At 68.7% G+C, this 16,022-nt stretch carries 18 protein-coding genes; 16 read left to right on the top strand and 2 right to left on the bottom strand.

Translation table 11 applies throughout. The annotated features are described in order from the left end of the window. The 3 genes from VFX14_00135 to VFX14_00125 form a co-directional block, all read left to right on the top strand. Window positions 1–925, top strand: a 925-nt coding sequence (locus tag VFX14_00135) for a putative PEP-binding protein (protein HEU5188073.1), incomplete at its 5' end; no start/stop codon positions are given. Window positions 926–1,071: 146 nt separating this feature from the next. Further along, the gene (locus VFX14_00130; protein HEU5188072.1) at window positions 1,072–1,686 is read left to right on the top strand and encodes a chemotaxis protein CheB; all 615 of its coding nucleotides are present in this window, start codon (window positions 1,072–1,074) and stop codon (window positions 1,684–1,686) included. A 4-nt stretch (window positions 1,687–1,690) separates the two neighbouring features. Next, window positions 1,691–1,999, top strand: coding sequence for a cytochrome c (locus tag VFX14_00125; GenBank protein ID HEU5188071.1), 309 nt, complete (start codon window positions 1,691–1,693; stop codon window positions 1,997–1,999). 11 nt (window positions 2,000–2,010) lie between these two features. Here the strand turns inward: VFX14_00125 and VFX14_00120 are convergent, their stop codons facing one another. Further along, window positions 2,011–2,634 carry a GNAT family N-acetyltransferase gene (locus VFX14_00120; GenBank protein ID HEU5188070.1) on the bottom strand — a complete coding sequence of 208 codons (624 nt, stop codon included), beginning with the start codon at window positions 2,632–2,634 and terminating at the stop codon, window positions 2,011–2,013. A 183-nt stretch (window positions 2,635–2,817) separates the two neighbouring features. Between VFX14_00120 and VFX14_00115 the strand changes: the two genes are divergently transcribed. From VFX14_00115 to VFX14_00060, 12 genes are all read left to right on the top strand, one after another. Further along, complete coding sequence (locus VFX14_00115) at window positions 2,818–3,255, top strand: Hsp20/alpha crystallin family protein (GenBank protein ID HEU5188069.1); 438 nt, start codon at window positions 2,818–2,820, stop codon at window positions 3,253–3,255. 153 nt (window positions 3,256–3,408) lie between these two features. Next, on the top strand, window positions 3,409–4,014 hold the full coding sequence (locus tag VFX14_00110) for a hypothetical protein (GenBank protein HEU5188068.1): 606 nt from the start codon (window positions 3,409–3,411) through the stop codon (window positions 4,012–4,014). Continuing rightward, window positions 4,011–5,051 (top strand): HAD hydrolase family protein, encoded by a 1,041-nt coding sequence (locus VFX14_00105; GenBank protein HEU5188067.1) that lies wholly within the window; start codon window positions 4,011–4,013, stop codon window positions 5,049–5,051. Before VFX14_00110 ends, VFX14_00105 begins: the two co-directional genes overlap by 4 nt. A 41-nt stretch (window positions 5,052–5,092) precedes the next feature. After that, entirely contained in the window at window positions 5,093–7,612 is a 2,520-nt protein-coding gene (gene mgtA, locus VFX14_00100) for a magnesium-translocating P-type ATPase (protein HEU5188066.1), read from the top strand. A gap of 167 nt (window positions 7,613–7,779) precedes the next feature. Next, window positions 7,780–8,211 (top strand): CBS domain-containing protein, encoded by a 432-nt coding sequence (locus VFX14_00095; GenBank protein ID HEU5188065.1) that lies wholly within the window; start codon window positions 7,780–7,782, stop codon window positions 8,209–8,211. 14 nt (window positions 8,212–8,225) lie between these two features. Beyond that, complete coding sequence (locus VFX14_00090) at window positions 8,226–8,606, top strand: response regulator (GenBank protein ID HEU5188064.1); 381 nt, start codon at window positions 8,226–8,228, stop codon at window positions 8,604–8,606. A gap of 19 nt (window positions 8,607–8,625) precedes the next feature. Further along, window positions 8,626–11,250: a cation-translocating P-type ATPase gene (locus VFX14_00085; GenBank protein HEU5188063.1), complete on the top strand. Its 2,625-nt coding sequence runs from the start codon at window positions 8,626–8,628 to the stop codon at window positions 11,248–11,250. Between the two features lie 64 nt (window positions 11,251–11,314). Beyond that, a complete protein-coding gene (locus VFX14_00080; GenBank protein HEU5188062.1) occupies window positions 11,315–11,755 on the top strand; it encodes a universal stress protein in 441 nt (146 codons plus the stop codon). 44 nt (window positions 11,756–11,799) lie between these two features. Continuing rightward, a complete protein-coding gene (locus VFX14_00075) occupies window positions 11,800–13,848 on the top strand; it encodes an acetate--CoA ligase family protein (GenBank protein ID HEU5188061.1) in 2,049 nt (682 codons plus the stop codon). Between the two features lie 9 nt (window positions 13,849–13,857). Further along, window positions 13,858–13,992 carry a hypothetical protein gene (locus VFX14_00070; protein ID HEU5188060.1) on the top strand — a complete coding sequence of 45 codons (135 nt, stop codon included), beginning with the start codon at window positions 13,858–13,860 and terminating at the stop codon, window positions 13,990–13,992. Between the two features lie 5 nt (window positions 13,993–13,997). After that, window positions 13,998–14,465: a universal stress protein gene (locus tag VFX14_00065; protein HEU5188059.1), complete on the top strand. Its 468-nt coding sequence runs from the start codon at window positions 13,998–14,000 to the stop codon at window positions 14,463–14,465. A 16-nt stretch (window positions 14,466–14,481) separates the two neighbouring features. Then, complete coding sequence (locus VFX14_00060; protein HEU5188058.1) at window positions 14,482–15,051, top strand: universal stress protein; 570 nt, start codon at window positions 14,482–14,484, stop codon at window positions 15,049–15,051. Window positions 15,052–15,069: 18 nt separating this feature from the next. Here the strand turns inward: VFX14_00060 and VFX14_00055 are convergent, their stop codons facing one another. Continuing rightward, window positions 15,070–15,495: a hypothetical protein gene (locus VFX14_00055; protein ID HEU5188057.1), complete on the bottom strand. Its 426-nt coding sequence runs from the start codon at window positions 15,493–15,495 to the stop codon at window positions 15,070–15,072. Between the two features lie 263 nt (window positions 15,496–15,758). On the opposite strand from VFX14_00055, the gene VFX14_00050 reads away from it, so the two are divergent. After that, on the top strand, window positions 15,759–16,022 hold a 264-nt coding region (locus tag VFX14_00050; protein ID HEU5188056.1), incomplete at its 3' end, for a DUF308 domain-containing protein.

The raw sequence follows: 16,022 nt of genomic DNA, 5'->3' as shown, positions 1-16,022 counted from the left end.
CCTGCCCAACGACGGGGTGGGGCTGGCGCGCATCGAGTTCATCATCGCGAGCTTCGTGCGGGTGCATCCGCTCGCTCTGCTCCACCCGGAGCGCGTCGCCGACGCGGCGGCGCGGGCCGAGATCGACGCGCTCACCGCCGGGTACGCCGACCGCGGCGAGTACTTCGTGGAGCGGCTGGCCGAGGGCGTCGGGATGATCGCGGCCGCCTTCTACCCCAAGGACGTGATCGTGCGCCTCTCGGACTTCAAGTCGAGCGAGTACGCGGGGCTCCTGGGCGGTCGCGGCTTCGAGCCGGAGGAGGGCAACCCGATGCTCGGGTTCCGGGGCGCGTTCCGGTACGCCCATCCGCGCTACCGCGAGGCGTTCGGGCTCGAGTGCCGCGCGCTGCAGCGGGTCCGGAAGCAGATGGGCCTCACCAACGTGAAGCTGATGGTCCCGTTCTGCCGGACCCCGGCCGAGGGCCGGCGGGTCCTCGATCTCCTCGCGGCCAATGGTCTCGCGCGTGGCGACGACGGCCTCGAGGTCTACGTGATGGCGGAGATCCCATCCAACGCGATCCTGGCCGACGAGTTCGCGGCCCTCTTCGACGGCTTCTCGATCGGGTCCAACGACCTCACCCAGCTCGTGCTGGGCGTGGATCGGGACTCGGAGCTCCTGGCGCCCGAGTTCGATGAGCGCAATCCAGCGGTCCTCGCCATGATCGGCATGATAGTGGATGCGGCGCGAAGCGCGGGGCGCAAGGTGGGGATCTGTGGCCAGGCCCCGAGCGACTATCCCGACCTCATCCGATTCCTGGTCGGGAAGGGGATCACCAGCATCTCGCTCAACCCGGACGCGGTAGTACGCGGGATCGAGGCCGTGGCGGCCGCGGAGGCCGAGGGATCCGATGCCTCACCTGGGGCGCGGCCTCCAGCGCGACGGTGAGGTGCCCCGGGGGTAAGGTATTGAAAGTTCGCTTCCCCAGATCTGGCATACGCCTTGCCCAAACGAATGTCATGCCGAGCAAGGTAAGCGAGCCAGACGCCGCTGGCCGAGTCGAGGAAGACGCCCAGCCTACTTCTACGCTCGTCGTGGTCGCCGTCGGCGTTTCTCATGACGGTATCGTGGCCCTGCAGCGAGTTCTGGGACCGCTTCGCGAGGGCCTCCAGGCGGCGATTCTCGTGGTCCGGCACGTCAGCCCGACGCATATCTCGAAGCTGAGCCGTCTGCTCAGCCGCAAGATCGCGCTTCCGGTCAAGGACGCGGTGGCGGGGGAGCCGCTGCGGCCCGGTGTGGTCTACCTGGCTCCGCCCGACCTGCATCTGATCGTTTCCGACGGCCACGTGGGACTTGATGCGGGGCCCAAGGTCCGCTTCTCTCGACCGTCCATCGACGTGCTCTTCGACTCGGTGGCCCGCGTGTGCGGCCCGCGCGCGGTTGGGGTGCTGCTCTCGGGCGCTGGCAGCGATGGCGCGGCCGGGCTGGCGGCGATCCGACGCGCGGGCGGCGCCACGATCGTGCAAAATCCGGCCGAGGCCACGACGCCGCTCATGCCGCGCGCCGCCCTGGCCGCCAACGGGCATCGGGTCGCTCGGATCGACGAGATTCCGGAAGCGGTTCGCCTCGCCGTGATCGAGGCCGCCACGAGGTCCCGTGCCATGAAGGAGGCCGCTGGCGGGTCCGCTGGCAGGCCGCCCAGGAGGTAAGTCCGTGATCTTCAAGTCGATGCTGCTGCTCGGCGCGATCGCCCTGATGACCTCGAGCGGCCACGCCCAGGATCGCAACGCCGGCCAGACGATCTTTCGTGATCAGGGTTGCTTCGGCTGTCACACCATCGGGGCGGTGGGGACGCCGATCGCGCCCGATCTCTCGCATATCGGAGCCAAGCGGGACCGGGCTTATCTGACCCGCTGGCTGCAAGATCCGTCGATGCAGCGCCCGACCGCGCACATGCCGAAGATCGAGCTGAGCGACTCCGAGGTCGAGGCGCTGGCGGCCTATCTCGGATCGCTGCGGTGACCGTCAGGCGCCTAGCGTGAGCGCCGGCCGCTCGGAGGAGGACGGCGGGTGAGGAGGAGCTCGGTCACGCCCCCTTCGGTCTGGCGCTCGCGGATATCGGTGAAGCGAGTCAACATGTCGAGCATCCGTCCATTGGAGGCCAGGACGTAGGCACGGAACCGGTCGATCCCGCGCTCTGCCGCCGCCGTCAAGAGGGCCTCCAGCAGGATCGTGCCGAGCCCGCGGTTCTGCCAGTCGTCCCTGATCACGAAGGCGATCTCGGCGATGTCCGGCTGGTCAGTGCAGTCATAGCGGGCAACGCCCACCAGCGTGCGGCAAGCGCCTTCTCCATGCTCGGCGACCAGCGCGAGCCGCCGCCGGTAGTCCACGTTGGCGAGGAAGTGAGCCGTGGCGCGCGGCAGATGCCTCAAGGCGTTGAAGAAGCGCTGGTAGGCGGTCTGCCCGGTAAGGTGATCGTGAAAGGAGATCAAGCGCTCCTCATCGTCCGGTCTGATCGCTCGCAGGTGGATCCGAGCTCCATCGCCGAGCGTGATGTCACGTTCGAGATCGCTCGGGTATTCGTGGTCATGCGCCGTCATCGGGAAGCCGGACGTGCAACGCGGATGCCGAAGCCAAAGGTCAGCGATATCGAGCACGTCGGGATCACCCCATTGGGGCGGAGCGACCCCAGCGAGGCATCCGCGCCGCGGGAGTCATGGGTGAGGGGATTCCTAAGTGGCTGAATCGGCGCGATCTCCGACTGGCATTTGCGATGCACCGGTCGCCCGGGTGGGACCGTGGCGCCAGTCTCATCGCTCAAACCAAAGGGAGGATCGACAATGCGCGCGCTCACACCGTGGAGTGGAATCGGCAGCCTGAAGCAGGAGATGGATCGGATGCTCGAGCGAGTCTTCGAGCACAAATGGGAGGAGTTCCCGCCCCTGGGTGACTGGGCCCCGAGCATGGACATCTCGGAGACGAAGGACAGCCTCGTCGCGAAGGTCGAAGCCCCCGGGATGGATGAGAAGGACATCCAGATCTCGCTGCAGGAGAATCTGCTGACGATCAAGGGCGAGAAGAGGCACGAAAAGGAGGAGAAAGACGAGCGGTATCATCGCGTCGAGCGTTCGTACGGCACGTTCACCCGCACCGTGCGCCTGCCGATCGGGGTGGACGGGAGCAAGGTCACGGCAACTTTCAAGAACGGTCTGCTGACCGTGACGATGCCGAAGACGGCCGCGGCCAAGGGCACGACGATCCCGATCAAGGCGGAATAGGGAGACGCGTGGGAGGTGATGCCCCGGGTCGATCTGGCGACGTTTCGACGTCGCCGAGCTCGACGATCGGGGCATCACCGGCACGCTTCGGTTGAGAGGTGCGCTCGATTGCCCCGAGTGCCGCTCTGGCTGAAGGTCGCATACTCGGCATACGTGGCGATCGTCGTCCCCTGTTATTGGGTCACGTACACGCCGTGGAACTTCCTCTACTTCTGCGACATCGCGATGCTGGCGACCGCTCCCGCGCTGTGGCTGGAGAGTTCGCTCCTGGTCAGCATGCAGGCGATCGCGATCGTCGTACCTCAGCTGCTCTGGGTCATCGATCTGCTGTGTCGGCTGACCCTGGGGATTCACGTGACCGGAGTGACCGCCTACATGCTGGATCCGAGTCTCTCCCTTTCCTTGAGACTCCTGTCGTCGTTCCACGGATGGCTGCCCTTCCTGCTCCTCTGGCTGACGTGGCGGGTCGGGTATGATTCCCGAGCGTTGGCGGCGCAATCCGTGGTGGTGCTCGTGGTGCTCTTCGTCTCGTATGCGTTCGCACCGGCCCCGCCGCCGTCCCCGTCCGCCCCCCACGCGGCCGTCAACGTCAACTATGTGTATGGGTTGACGGATGATCATCCGCAGGCGTGGATGGCGCCCCATCGCTGGGTCCTGACCGTCGCGGCGATCAACCTGCTGGGTTTCTGTCTTCCGACGCACCTTGCGCTGCGGCGCTGGTTCCCTTCGGCCGGGGCGCGGGCCAGGCGAATCCCTTGATCCCGTTCAAGGCGCTCGCATGCGACGTCGACGGCACTTTGGCGGTCGAGGACCGCGTCGAACCAGAGGTCAAGGGATCGCTCGAGCAAGCTCGGCGGATGGGGGTCCGACTGATCCTCGTCACGGGGCGGACCTTCTTCGAGCTGACCCGGGTCTGTGACTGCTTGGAGCTGTTCGACGCGGTGGTGGCCGAGAATGGATCGGTGATCTACCATCCGGGCTCCGCGATGATCCGGGATCTCGGGCCGGCCGTTCCGGCCCGGCTTCTGGCCGAGCTCGACCGCCGGGGCACCTACTACCAGGCGGGCCGGGTGATCGTCAGCACCGCCCGCGCCGACGAGATGGCGGTCCGGGAGGCCCTGAGCACGGCCGGCGTCAGCCGCGATCTCATTACGAATCGGGCCGCCCTCATGCTGCTGCCGTCCGGGCTGTCGAAAGGGTCGGGGGTCGAGCAGGTCCTGCGCTTCCTGGAGCTGTCGCCGCACGACGTGCTGGCTCGGGGTGATGCGGAGAACGACCTGGCGCTCTTCGGAGCGCCTGGTCTCGGCACGCTACGCCGTGTGTGTGATCGATCCGGAGGGAGAGACTATCGGGTGCTGTCGCGCCTGCCTGGCGCGTCGTGGACGGATGTACGCGAACCATCCGACGTGGACTACGCGCTGGAGTCCATGCAGCACAATCCATCCGCCTCGGCAATCCTCGATCTGTCGATGCTGCCACACGGGAAGAAGCTCGCCCTGGTCGACCGCGCGATTCGGCGGATCCGCGAGATAAGTACGTGGATTCAGTCGTCGCTCCGGGCCGTGAATTCGTGTTCCGGAGCTCGCACGGGCGAGCGCTGGCCTCGGCCAACAGCCTGCAGTCCTTCCGTCAGGTGGCCGGCCCCGTGCCCGGCGACATCCTCACGCACCACGCCGGCCGAGGGGACTTCTCCCGCTGGGTCCGCGACGTGTTCGGGGACACGGAGCTGGCGCGCCAGATCGGCAAGGCGGAGGTCCGCTTCCAGCGCGGGGAGCTTGCGGATCTCCGGGCGATGATCGACATCCTCATCACGGCGCGCTACGGAGGAGGAAGCTAGATGGGCGGGCCGCGCCCTTGGGCGGCGGAGCTCCATCAGGCTCTGGCCGGCGCGGGGAGCTCGGTTCGAGGTCTGTCCTCGGCCGAGGCGGCCGCGCGCTTCGCTGCACACGGACCCAATGAGGTCGCGCCTCCGCCGCGGTTCGCGGCCGTGCGCGAGCTGCTGCATCAGCTGGCCAATCCGCTCGTCCTGATCCTGCTGGTGGCCAGCTCGGTGTCGGCCGCCTTCGGTCAGGGCGTCAGCGCGGCGGTGATCGTCTTGATGATCGTGCTGAGCGTGGCCTTGAACTTCAGCCAGGCCTACCGGTCGCAGGCGGCGGCCGCGCGGTTGAGACGGCAGGTCGCCCAGATGGCCACCGTGCTCCGCGATGGCCAGGAGCGCGAGATCCCGGTGCGTGAGATGGTGGTGGGCGACGTGATCCACTTGAAGGCGGGCGACCTGGTGCCCGCGGACGCTCGCCTGATCTCCACGCGAGATTTGTTCGTGAACGAGGCGTTGCTCACCGGCGAGTCGCTCCCGCGCGAGAAACAGGCCGAGGGAGGAGCGACGGCGTCGCCCGACGCGGGGCCGGAAGCCGTGGCGGTCTTCCGCGGGACCTCGGTGGTGAGTGGGCTGGGAGTCGCCGTGGTGGTGACCACCGGGGCCGCCACGGAATTCGGCCAGGTTGCCGCCGGGCTGGTGGGACGCGTCCCCGAGACCGAATTCGAGCGCGGCACGCGTCGGTTCGGCTTCCTGATCCTGCAGATGGTGGTATTCCTCGTCCTCTTTGTGTTCCTGGTCAATGCGCTTCTGCGTCGAGACATTCTCGAGTCATTTCTCTTCTCCGTCGCTCTGGCGGTGGGATTGACCCCCGAGCTCCTCCCCATGGTGGTGTCCGTGACGCTCTCGAGCGGCGCGGTCCGGATGGCCCGCAAGAAAGTGATCGTCAAGCAGCTCGCGGCCATCGAGAACTTCGGCAGCCTGGACATCCTCTGCAGCGACAAGACGGGTACCTTGACCGTCGGGGAGATCACGGTCGATTGCCATCTGAATCTTCGCGGCGAGGACGATGAGACCGTGATCCGGCTGGCCGCGCTGAACAGCGTCTACCAGACCGGGCTACGAAGCCCGATGGACGAGGCGATCCTGAAGCACGAGCATCCGGCGATCAGCTGCTATGAACGTGTGGACGAGATCCCGTTCGACTTCCAGCGGCGTCGCGTGTCCGTGATCGTGCGAGAGGAGGCGCGCCGGCTGCTGATCACCAAGGGCGCGCCCGAGAGCGTGCTGCCCGCGTGCACCGCGAGCGAGCTCAAGGGAGCGATCACACCCTTGGACGCGGACGGGCTTGCCACCGCGGAAGGGCTCTTCCGTCGACTGAGTCAAGAGGGGTACCGGGTGCTCGCGGTCGCCTACCGGGAGATCGAGGCGCGACCGATCTATACGAAGGCCGACGAGCGAGACCTCGTGCTCGTGGGATTCGCCGCATTCCTCGACCCACCCCTCGAGGGCGTAGCCGAGACGCTGCGCGCGCTGCGGGCCGACGGGATCGAGGTCAAGATCATCACCGGAGACAACGACCTGGTGACCCGCAAGATCTGCCAGCAGGTCGGGCTCGAGCCAGGGGAGATCGTCCTCGGGGATGCGGTCGAGCAGATGTCCGACCCGGCGCTCGGGGTGGTGGCGGAGCGGACACAGATCTTCGCGAGAGTGTCGCCGATGCAGAAGAACCGCATCGTGCGGGCGTTGCACGCTCGCGGCCACGTGGTGGGCTGCATCGGGGACGGCATCAACGACGCGCCGGCGCTGCGCTCGGCCGACGTGGGGATCTCGGTGCAGAACGCGGTCGACGTGGCCCGCGAGGCGGCGGACATCATTCTCCTCGAGAAGCGCTTGTCGGTCTTGCACGACGGCGTCATGGAGGGGCGCCGGAGCTTCGGCAACATCATGAAGTACGTGCTGATGGGCACCAGCTCGAACTTCGGCAACATGCTCAGCATGGCGGCGGCGTCGGTCTTCCTGCCGTTCTTGCCCATGCTGCCGCTGCAGATCCTGATCAACAACTTCCTCTACGATGTATCCCAGGTGTCCATTCCGTCGGACCGGGTGGACGAGACCTACATGCAGAAGCCCAAGCGATGGAACATTGCGTTCATCCGGCGCTACATGCTCCTGCTCGGCCCGCTGTCTTCGGCGTTCGACTTCCTGACCTTTGCGGTGATGCTGGGCGTGTTCCGGGCCGACGAGGCCCTGTTCCGGACCGGATGGTTCGTCGAGTCGCTGGCCACCCAGACGCTCGTGATCTTCGTCATTCGCACCGCGGACCGGCCATGGCAGAGCCGGCCCAGTCGAGCTCTTGCGCTCGGCGTGACCGGCAGCGCGGTGGTGGGCGCCGTGCTGCCGTTCACCCCCGTGGGCCCTTGGATCGGCTTCGTACCCCTTCCGCTGCCCTTCTTTGCCGTCTTGATCGCCATGGTGGTCGCGTATCTGGCTCTCGTGGAGGTCGTGAAGCGCTGGTTCTATCGACGCTTCGCAACGTAGCGGGGCAACCCTGCGGGGCCGCACCACACCGGGGCGGGCGCGCCTCAGCGGGGAAGACCCGCCTCACGAGCGCCTCGACGCCGAGACGTTCAAGAGCCCGTTTTGCCGCACTTTTCTCCGTGGCATTGGCGTTGCACTCTTCCTGCGGTTGAGGAGGAACGAACATCATGATTGTCGCGGACCTGATGACGCGAACGGTGATCACCGTGTCGCCGGAAACGCCGGTACTGGACGCCCGTCAGGAGATGCTGAAGCAGAAGATTCGGCACCTGCCGGTGATCGCTTCGGGCCCGGAGCTGCTCGGCATCGTCACCGACCGAGACATCCGCCTCAGCTTGCCCTCTCAGGCGACGAGCCTGTCGGTGTGGGAGTTGAACTTTCTGCTGACCAAGCTCACGGTCGAGAAGGTCATGACGAGGACCGTGATCACGGTGGGGCCGGAGCGGCCCGCCCCCGATGCCGCGAGACTGATGCTTGACCACAAGATCGGGGCGCTGCCCGTGATGGATGGAGGACGGTTGGTCGGCATCGTGACCGAGACCGACATGCTGCGCGCCTTCGTCCACATGGCAACTCCTGAGCTCGCCCGGCGCACATGATTCCGGAGACCAGGGTGGGCAAGATCGTGCTGGTGGTCGATGATGAGACCGATTTTCTGGCCACCTACGAGCGCTTGCTCCGGCGTCAGGGGTACGACGTCGTCACGGCGACCACCCGGGCCGCCGGGATCGACGCGGTCGGACGCAAGCATCCCCACCTGGTCATCTCGGATGTGCGCCTACCGGACGGCAGCGGCCTCGACGTGGTGCGGGCGGCCCGGGGTGTCCTGAATCCTCCTCCGGTCATCGTGGTCACCGGCTATCCCTCGGAGCAGAGCCGGAGGGCTGCCCTCGCGGCGGGAGCCACCATGTTCATATCCAAGCCATTCGCGGCGTCGGCGCTCATGGCCGCCGTGCAGTCGGGCCTGGCCGACGGCCGGGACACCGGGGCTTAGGAAAGGGTTCCCGCGTGCGATGCAGACGCATACGACCACCGAGGTCGATGCCGGGCTGAGCACAGCCGAGGCGGAGCGTCGGCTGCGCGCCGTCGGGCCCAATCGAGTCGTCGATTACCGGGAGACCCCGCTCTGGCGCCTGGCCCTCGCCCAGTTCAAGAGCCTGGTGGTGCTGCTCCTCCTCGCGGCCGCGGCGGTGGCGGCGACGCTGGGGGAGCGGGTCGAGGCCATCACGATCCTGGCCGCGCTCGTCCTGAACGCGGCCATCGGCTTCGCGGCCGAATGGCGGGCGCGAGTCTCGCTGGCCAATCTTCGGGCGCTCGCGGTGCCGCAGGCGCTCGTGCGGCGCGACGGTCATCCGACTCACGTGGCCGCGGTCGACCTGGTTCCCGGCGATGTCCTGATCCTGGAGGCGGGGGCGACGGTGGCCGCGGATGCGCGGCTGCTGCGGAGTGCCGCGCTGCAGGTGAACGAGTCGGCCCTCACCGGCGAGAGCGCCCCGGTGTGGAAGGACGCCGCGGCGCGACCCGCTTCCGACAGCCCGCTCGCCGAGCGAGCCAACATGGTCCACCTCGGCACCACGATCCTGTCCGGCAGCGGGGCTGCTCTCGTCACCACGACCGGTGCCGCGACGGAGCTCGGGCGGATCGGCCAGCTCGTCGCCTCGACCGAGTCCCGGGCGACACCGCTCGAGCGCCAGGTCGAAGGGCTGGGCCGGCGCTTGATCGTCCTGACCCTGGTCATCTGCGCCATCGTGGGGCTCGCCGGTATCCTGCATGGCGAGCCGATCGGTCTCATGCTGGAGACCGCCATCAGTCTCGCCGTCGCGGCGGTGCCCGAAGGGCTTCCCGCGGTGCTCTCGCTCGCGCTCGCGGCCGGCCTCTGGCGGCTTGCCCGTCGCGGCGCGCTGGTGAGGCGGCTGGCCGCGGTGGAGACCCTCGGCTCGACCACCGTGATCTGCGCCGACAAGACCGGCACCATGACCGAGAACCAGATGACGGTGACGTCGATCGTGCTGGGGCGCCGTCGCATCGACGTCGGAGGCGGAGGCCGGGCGAGCAAGGGCAGCTTCACCGAGAGGGGCGGGGCCCTGGTGCTCCCGATCGCCGAGCCGCATCTCACGCTGTTGCTGACCGCCGCGGCCCTCTGCAACGACGCGAGCCTCCGGCCGGCGCCGGACGGGCTGCACCTGCAAGGCGACCCGACCGAGGCCGCGCTGCTGGTGGCGGCGGTCAAGGCGAAGCTAGAGCCGGCCGAGCTCGCGCGGGCGTGGCCCCGCCGGCGCGAGATCCCGTTCGATCCGGTCAGCCGCATGATGGCAACGTTCCACGTGATGCCGGGCCGGGGTCCAGTCCTGCTCGCCAAGGGCGCGCCCGCAGTGATCCTGGAGCGCTCGACTCGACTCCACACCGCCGACGGCCTGGTCCCCTTGTCGCCTGAAGATCGGGTCCGGCTGCTCGAAGAGAACCGTGCGCTCGCTCGCGAGGGCCTCCGCGTGCTCGCCATCGCCTGGCGGCCGGTTCCCGACATCGAGGGCGCTGCGGTGGAGGACCTGGTGTTCCTGGGGTTTCTGGGTGCGACGGACCCAGTGCGGCCGGCCGTGAGTGGATCGATCGCGGCGTGCGAGGATGCCGGCATCCGCACGATCATGCTGACCGGCGATCAGCAGCTCACCGCGGAGTCGGTGGGCCGACAGCTCGGGCTCGCCCCCGAGGCGATCCGGAGCCGGATGAGCCCCGAGGGTAAGCTCGCCCTCGTCGCCGAGCTCCAGGACCGCGGCGAGATCGTGGCCATGACCGGCGACGGCGTCAACGACGCCCCCGCGCTCGTCCGCGCCGATATCGGGATCGCGATGGGCCGTCACGGCACCGACGTGGCGCGCGAGGCGTCGGACCTGGTGCTGACCGACGACAACTTCGCCACGATCGTCGAGGCGGTCCGGGAAGGCCGGGTCATCTACGCCAACCTGAGGAAGGTGATCCACTTTCTCTTCTCCTGCAACTTGTCCGAGATCCTCACCGTCTTCGTGGCGATCCTGCTCGGCTGTCCGACGCCGCTCCTCCCGCTGCAGATCCTCTGGGTGAACCTGGTCACCGACATCCTGCCGGCGATGGCCCTGATCCGGGATCCAGCCGATGACCAGGTCATGCGGCGGCCACCCCGCGATCCAGCCGAGGCGCTGGTCACCGGGCGCTTCGGGTTGCGCGTCCTCGTCGAGGGCGCGCTATTGGCCGCGGGAGTGCTCAGCGCCTATCTCTGGGTGATCTGGAGCGAGGGAGCAGGAGCGGTGGCGAACACGATGGCCTTCACGGCACTCGTGCTGATCCATCCTTTTCAGGCCATGAATTGCCGCTCCACGAAGCTGAACTGGTGGCAGCTTCCGCCGAATCCCTGGGTGCCGTCGTCACTCGTCGTTCTCTTCGGGCTGCAGTGGCTGGCCATCGAGTATGGGCCGCTGGCCCGACTGCTCGGCACCGCGCCGCTCGGCAGCGCACACTGGCTCGGGCTGGCCGTGGGGGTGCTGTGGCCGGTCGGAGCGTTGGAGATCTGGAAGGCTTGGGGCCGCTTGATCACTGGGGCGTCGGCGCCACGGCGGGGACATCGCCGCCTCGGTCCGCACGCCGGTACGCAGCCAAGGCCTTGAATTGGCAATCGTCTTCAATGGCACTCGCGTTGCAAGCTAGCCATTGCAGGAGGGAGGTGCCACCATGTTCTATCGCATCGTCGTCGCCACGGACTTTTCGTCCTGCTCGGAGGAGGCGTGGAGTCTCGCCCGCCGCGTCGCCGCGACCTCCCGTGGCGAGCTGGTCCTGACCCATGTCTTGAGCGAGGCCCCGCTCTACCGCGAGGGCCCCTTCTCGATGGGGAGCGTGCGCGAAGTGTACCGACAGGCCCGAGAGTGGGCGACATCTTCGCTCGAGGACTGGGTGGGCAAGGCGCGTGGCGAAGGGCTGGCCGCGCGGGCCGCCCTCCGCACCGGCGTGCCATACGAGGAAATCGTGGCGCTGGCCCGAGACGAGCGCGCCGATCTCATCGTGATCGGCACTCACGGTCGCAGCGGGTTCGACCGCGCGCTGCTCGGGAGTGTGGCGGATCGCGTGGTCCGCCTCGCCCCGTGCCCGGTGCTCATGGTTCGCGAACCCGCGTGACTCCCGCCCGTGAATCGCTGGCTCCGTTTCTGGATCCCGCCAGCGTGGCGGTGATCGGAGCCTCGCGCGATCCGTTCAAGGTCGGCGGCAGCGTTGTGGCCAACCTGCGTGCCGCCGGCTTTCGCGGCCGCGTGATCCCGGTGAATGCCCACGCGAGGAACGTGCAGGGGCTCCCGGCGGTGCCGAGCGTGCTCGACGTGGACGGCCCGGTGGACCTGGCGGTGATTGCGGTGCCCGCGGCGGGCGTGCTTCCGGTCCTCGAGCAGTGCGCGGCCAAGCGGGTGGGAGGCGTCGTGGTGATCTCCGCCGGATTCCGGGAGACGGGTGGGGCGGGGATACAGCGCGAGGCCGATCTGCGGGCATGGATGCGCGGCCGGACGATGCGGGTTCTGGGTCCTAACTGCCTCGGCTGGATCCGCCCGTCGTCCCGCCTCAACGTAACATTCGCACCCGGAATGCCGGAGCCTGGCGGCATCGCATTCATCTCGCATTCGGGGGCGCTGGCGGTCGCGATCCTGGACTGGGCGCGCGAACGCCGGGTCGGCTTCTCCCTCTTCGCCTCGCTCGGCAACCAGGCCGACGTGAACGAGAGCGATCTGCTCGAGGCCATGGCCGCCGATCCGGAGACCCGGGTGATCGCGGGTTATTTCGAGGGCGTCGCCGATGGCAAGCGATTCCTCGACGCGCTCGGCGCCGCCGCGGCGGTCAAGCCGGTGGTCATCCTCAAGACCGGCCGCTCGCCGGAGGGCGCTCGCGCGGTGTCCTCCCATACCGGCGCGCTCGCCGGATCGGATCGCGCCTTCGATGCCGCGGTCCGTCGGGCCGGAGCACTGCGCGTGGACACCGTCGAGGAGCTGTTCGATCTCGCCCGCGGGCTTGCCAGTCAGCCGCTTCCGCGCGGCCGCCGTCTCGTGGTCGTGACCAACGGCGGCGGCCTCGGCATCGTCGCGGCGGACGCGGCCCGGGCCGCCGGGCTCACCATGGAGCCGCTCGGTGAGTCCGTCCGCCGGCGCCTGGCCGAGGGGCTGCCGGCCACCGCCAGTCTCGGCAATCCGGTGGACCTCGTGGGCGATGCCGACGCGCGCCGCTACAGCCACGCGCTGCACACGCTCGACAGCGATCACGCCGACGCGGTGCTCGTGTTGCTCACCCCGCAGGCCGCCACCGACTCTGCCAGCGTAGCGCGAACGATCGCGGCGACGACGCGAGGCTGGCCCATCCCGGTGGTGGCTGCGTTCGTGGGGGGAGTGCGGGTGGCGCCCGGTGTGCGCACGCTCGAGGAGGCCGGCGTGCCCTGCTACGCGTTCCCCGAGCCTGCGGTGAAGACCCTGGCGGGCATGGCGCGGCTCGCGGAGCGCCGGAGCGCCGCTCCGCCAATGTCCCCGCCAGCCGATACGCGGGCGGCACGCACTTGGCTGGGTGGGCTCGGCGCCGATCCGGGCCGGCTTGGCATGGAGGATCTGGCTCCTTTGCTGACCGACTATCGCATCGCCTGCGTCGCTGCCCGGCTGGCCAAGAACGCCGACGACGCGGCGGCGGTGGCCGACGCCATCGGCTTCCCGGTGGCGCTCAAGATCGTGTCGCCCGACATTACGCACAAGAGCGAGGTGGGGGGCGTCGTCCTCGACCTCCGCGATCGGGCCGCGGTGCACCGGGCCGCCGCCGCGATGCTCGCCCGCGTGGCGGCCAGCCGACCGAACGCAGTCATCCGCGGTCTCCTCGTTCAGGCCATGGCCTCAGATTGCGGCCCGGAGCTCCTGCTCGGGGGCGTGCGGGACGCCCAGTTCGGCCCGATGGTCGTGGTCGGTTTCGGCGGGATCTACGTCGAGGTCCTCGCCGACACGGCAGCGCGCCTGGCACCGGTCTCGCCGGCTGAGGCACGGCTGATGCTCGACGAGCTGCGGATGGCGCCGGTGCTACGCGGAGTGCGCGGCCAGCCTCCCGCGGATCGCCAGGCACTGGCCGAAGTCGTCGCGTCGTTCTCGCAGCTCATGGTGGATCTCCCCGAGCTGGGGGAGATCGAGATCAATCCTTTGATCGCGGGCCCCAGCGGCGCGGTGGCGGTGGACGCGCGGGCGCGGCTCGGCGAGTAGGAGGCGGAAATGGGCATCCGGAAGAGTGTGGGCAAGAACAAGAAGTCGAAGAAGCCGGCGACGGCCATCGCCGCCAAGCGGGACGAGGTACTGCGCAAGGTCGCGCTGGACCGCGGCAAGCCGCGGCCTCAGGGGATGAGGTAGCTTGCATGGCTGGCCCCAGGGGCTTCCGCCGCGTGCTGCTGGGTCTCGACGGCTCTCCTCACTCGCGCCGGGCCACGCTGCTTCTGGCCCGGCTCCGGCCTCCGCGCGGTGGCCGAGTCACCTGCGTGCGCGTGGTGGAGCCTGTGCGAGTCCCGTCGATGCCGCTCATGCCCGGGACGATGCGCGCGCAGGTCACGGGGCAGGCGGCTGCCCTCAATCGCAGCCGCGTCTCAACGGCCCGGAGCCAGATTGACGCTGCGGTGACCCGGCTCGCCCGCGCGGGCTGGAAGGCGCGGGGCGTCGTGCGGACGGGAGTGCCCCTGGCCGAGCTGCTCGCCGCGGCGCGGGCCACACGCGCCGATCTCGTGGTCGTCGGTGCCCGCGGCACCGGCGTCGTGACCCATTTCCTGCTCGGGAGCGTCGCCGAGGGCGTCGTCAAGCAGAGTCCGGTGCCCGTGCTGGTCGTGAAGTGAAAAAGGGAGAGCTGAGATGAAATTCACGGAGATCTTGTTTCCCACGGACTTCTCGGCCGAGTCCGAGGTCGCGGGATGGGTTGCGCGGTCACTTGCGGTGGAGTCCGGAGCGCGCCTGCACGTGCTCCACGCGGTGCCGCCCGTCACCGATCCGACGCCGCCCGCCGAAAGCCTCGCGCGAGTCGCTCAGCAGCTGGGGGCCGATCTGCGGGTGCAGACCGCGCTGGTCCATGGCGCCGCCGGGCGCCATATCGTCGACTACGCGCGAAACAACGGAATCGACCTCATCGTGCTAGGCACTCACGGACGCACCGGCATCAGCCACGCGATCCTGGGCAGCGTAGCCGAGCAGGTGGTGAGACGAGCGCCCTGCCTCGTGCTCACCGTTCCGCCCGCGCAGCTCGCCAGAGCCATCACGACCCCGGGCGCGGCGCCCGTGTTAGGCCCCGATGTACGTCCGTGTGCGGTGTGCGGAAACCGCAGCGACGACCTCATCTGCGAGATGTGCCGAGCCCCGATCCGCGGGGAGGCGCTCGAGCAGAAGCGTGAGGCCGAGCGGCCGGGTCGCCGGGGGTTGCCGATATGACAAGCCGGGAGGTCGGGCTCATGGGCCCACGAGAGTCACGGTGATCTTTAAGGCCACCAGCCGCTTGCCCGCCCGTCGGCACTCGACCGTCACATAGTCGCCCACGTAGACCTCGTCCGGCAAGACAGACCACTCGGCGAAGCCTCCAGGGAACGCGGCCATCGAATCCCAGACGCGCGCGGTCATTGCGTATTGGGTCTCGTCCACGAGGTTGATCGTCCGCTTCGTGATGACGATGGCCCTGCCGGGCATCCACGGCCCGACCTCGGCCAGCACGAAGGTGCCATTCCGACCGATCGAGGTGATCACGCCGCTGTGGCGCTCACGCTCCTCCGCGCCCGCCGTGACAGCCGCAAGCAGCAGCAGCGCGACCGTGAGCGCCGACACTCCGCGGAGCAATCTCTCGGGAGCTTCGCTGCGGCGGAAGGCGTCTTTGTGAGCCATGGCATTGGACCTCCGTGCGTAGGGCCGGTTTGCTCGGCGACACCATAGCGCACCGGAGCAAGCCCAATGCCACGACGCCCCGCTGGATGATTCCCTGGACGGCGACCGACGGTGGCGGGCTCCGTGAGGCAGCGGCGCCCCAGTTGCGGTCGCCTCGCCCCTGCACAAGTGGACCCGAGGCCAGAATCGTGCGATTTCCCATGGTGCGATCGATGGCACAGGGCTTGCGGAAGACCCAAATCACGACCGGAGGAGGACCGCCGATGGAGCGTTTGGTGCGGGACTGGTGGCTGATGGGGATCCGGGGGATTCTCGCCCTCGCGTTCGGTGGCACCGTGCTCGCGTGGCCACGAGCGGACTTCGGCGCAGTGGTCTTCCTCTTCGGGTGCTATGCGTTCCTCGACGGCATCGTCACATTGGCGGCGGCGCTGCGCGTATCTGGCAGGACACTCGACGCCTGGCCCGTGGCGCTGGAAGGGCTGGTGAGCGTTGTCCTGGGCGGGCTGGTCTTCGCCTGGCCTGTCGTC

Source organism: Candidatus Methylomirabilota bacterium, assembly GCA_035764725.1.
Classification (GTDB): domain Bacteria; phylum Methylomirabilota; class Methylomirabilia; order Rokubacteriales; family CSP1-6; genus DASRWT01.
This window is presented reverse-complemented; position numbering and strand designations above follow the sequence as displayed.

What these genes read in the sequence shown, in the direction of transcription:
- VFX14_00095 (HEU5188065.1), top strand. Translation starts at nt 7,780, where the DNA reads ATGATTGTCGCGGACCTGATGACGCGAACGGTGATCACCGTGTCGCCG.
- mgtA (HEU5188066.1), top strand. Translation starts at nt 5,093, where the DNA reads ATGGGCGGGCCGCGCCCTTGGGCGGCGGAGCTCCATCAGGCTCTGGCC.
- VFX14_00055 (HEU5188057.1), bottom strand. Translation starts at nt 15,495, where the DNA reads ATGGCTCACAAAGACGCCTTCCGCCGCAGCGAAGCTCCCGAGAGATTG.
- VFX14_00065 (HEU5188059.1), top strand. Translation starts at nt 13,998, where the DNA reads ATGGCTGGCCCCAGGGGCTTCCGCCGCGTGCTGCTGGGTCTCGACGGC.
- VFX14_00085 (HEU5188063.1), top strand. Translation starts at nt 8,626, where the DNA reads ATGCAGACGCATACGACCACCGAGGTCGATGCCGGGCTGAGCACAGCC.
- VFX14_00070 (HEU5188060.1), top strand. Translation starts at nt 13,858, where the DNA reads ATGGGCATCCGGAAGAGTGTGGGCAAGAACAAGAAGTCGAAGAAGCCG.
- VFX14_00115 (HEU5188069.1), top strand. Translation starts at nt 2,818, where the DNA reads ATGCGCGCGCTCACACCGTGGAGTGGAATCGGCAGCCTGAAGCAGGAG.
- VFX14_00060 (HEU5188058.1), top strand. Translation starts at nt 14,482, where the DNA reads ATGAAATTCACGGAGATCTTGTTTCCCACGGACTTCTCGGCCGAGTCC.
- VFX14_00080 (HEU5188062.1), top strand. Translation starts at nt 11,315, where the DNA reads ATGTTCTATCGCATCGTCGTCGCCACGGACTTTTCGTCCTGCTCGGAG.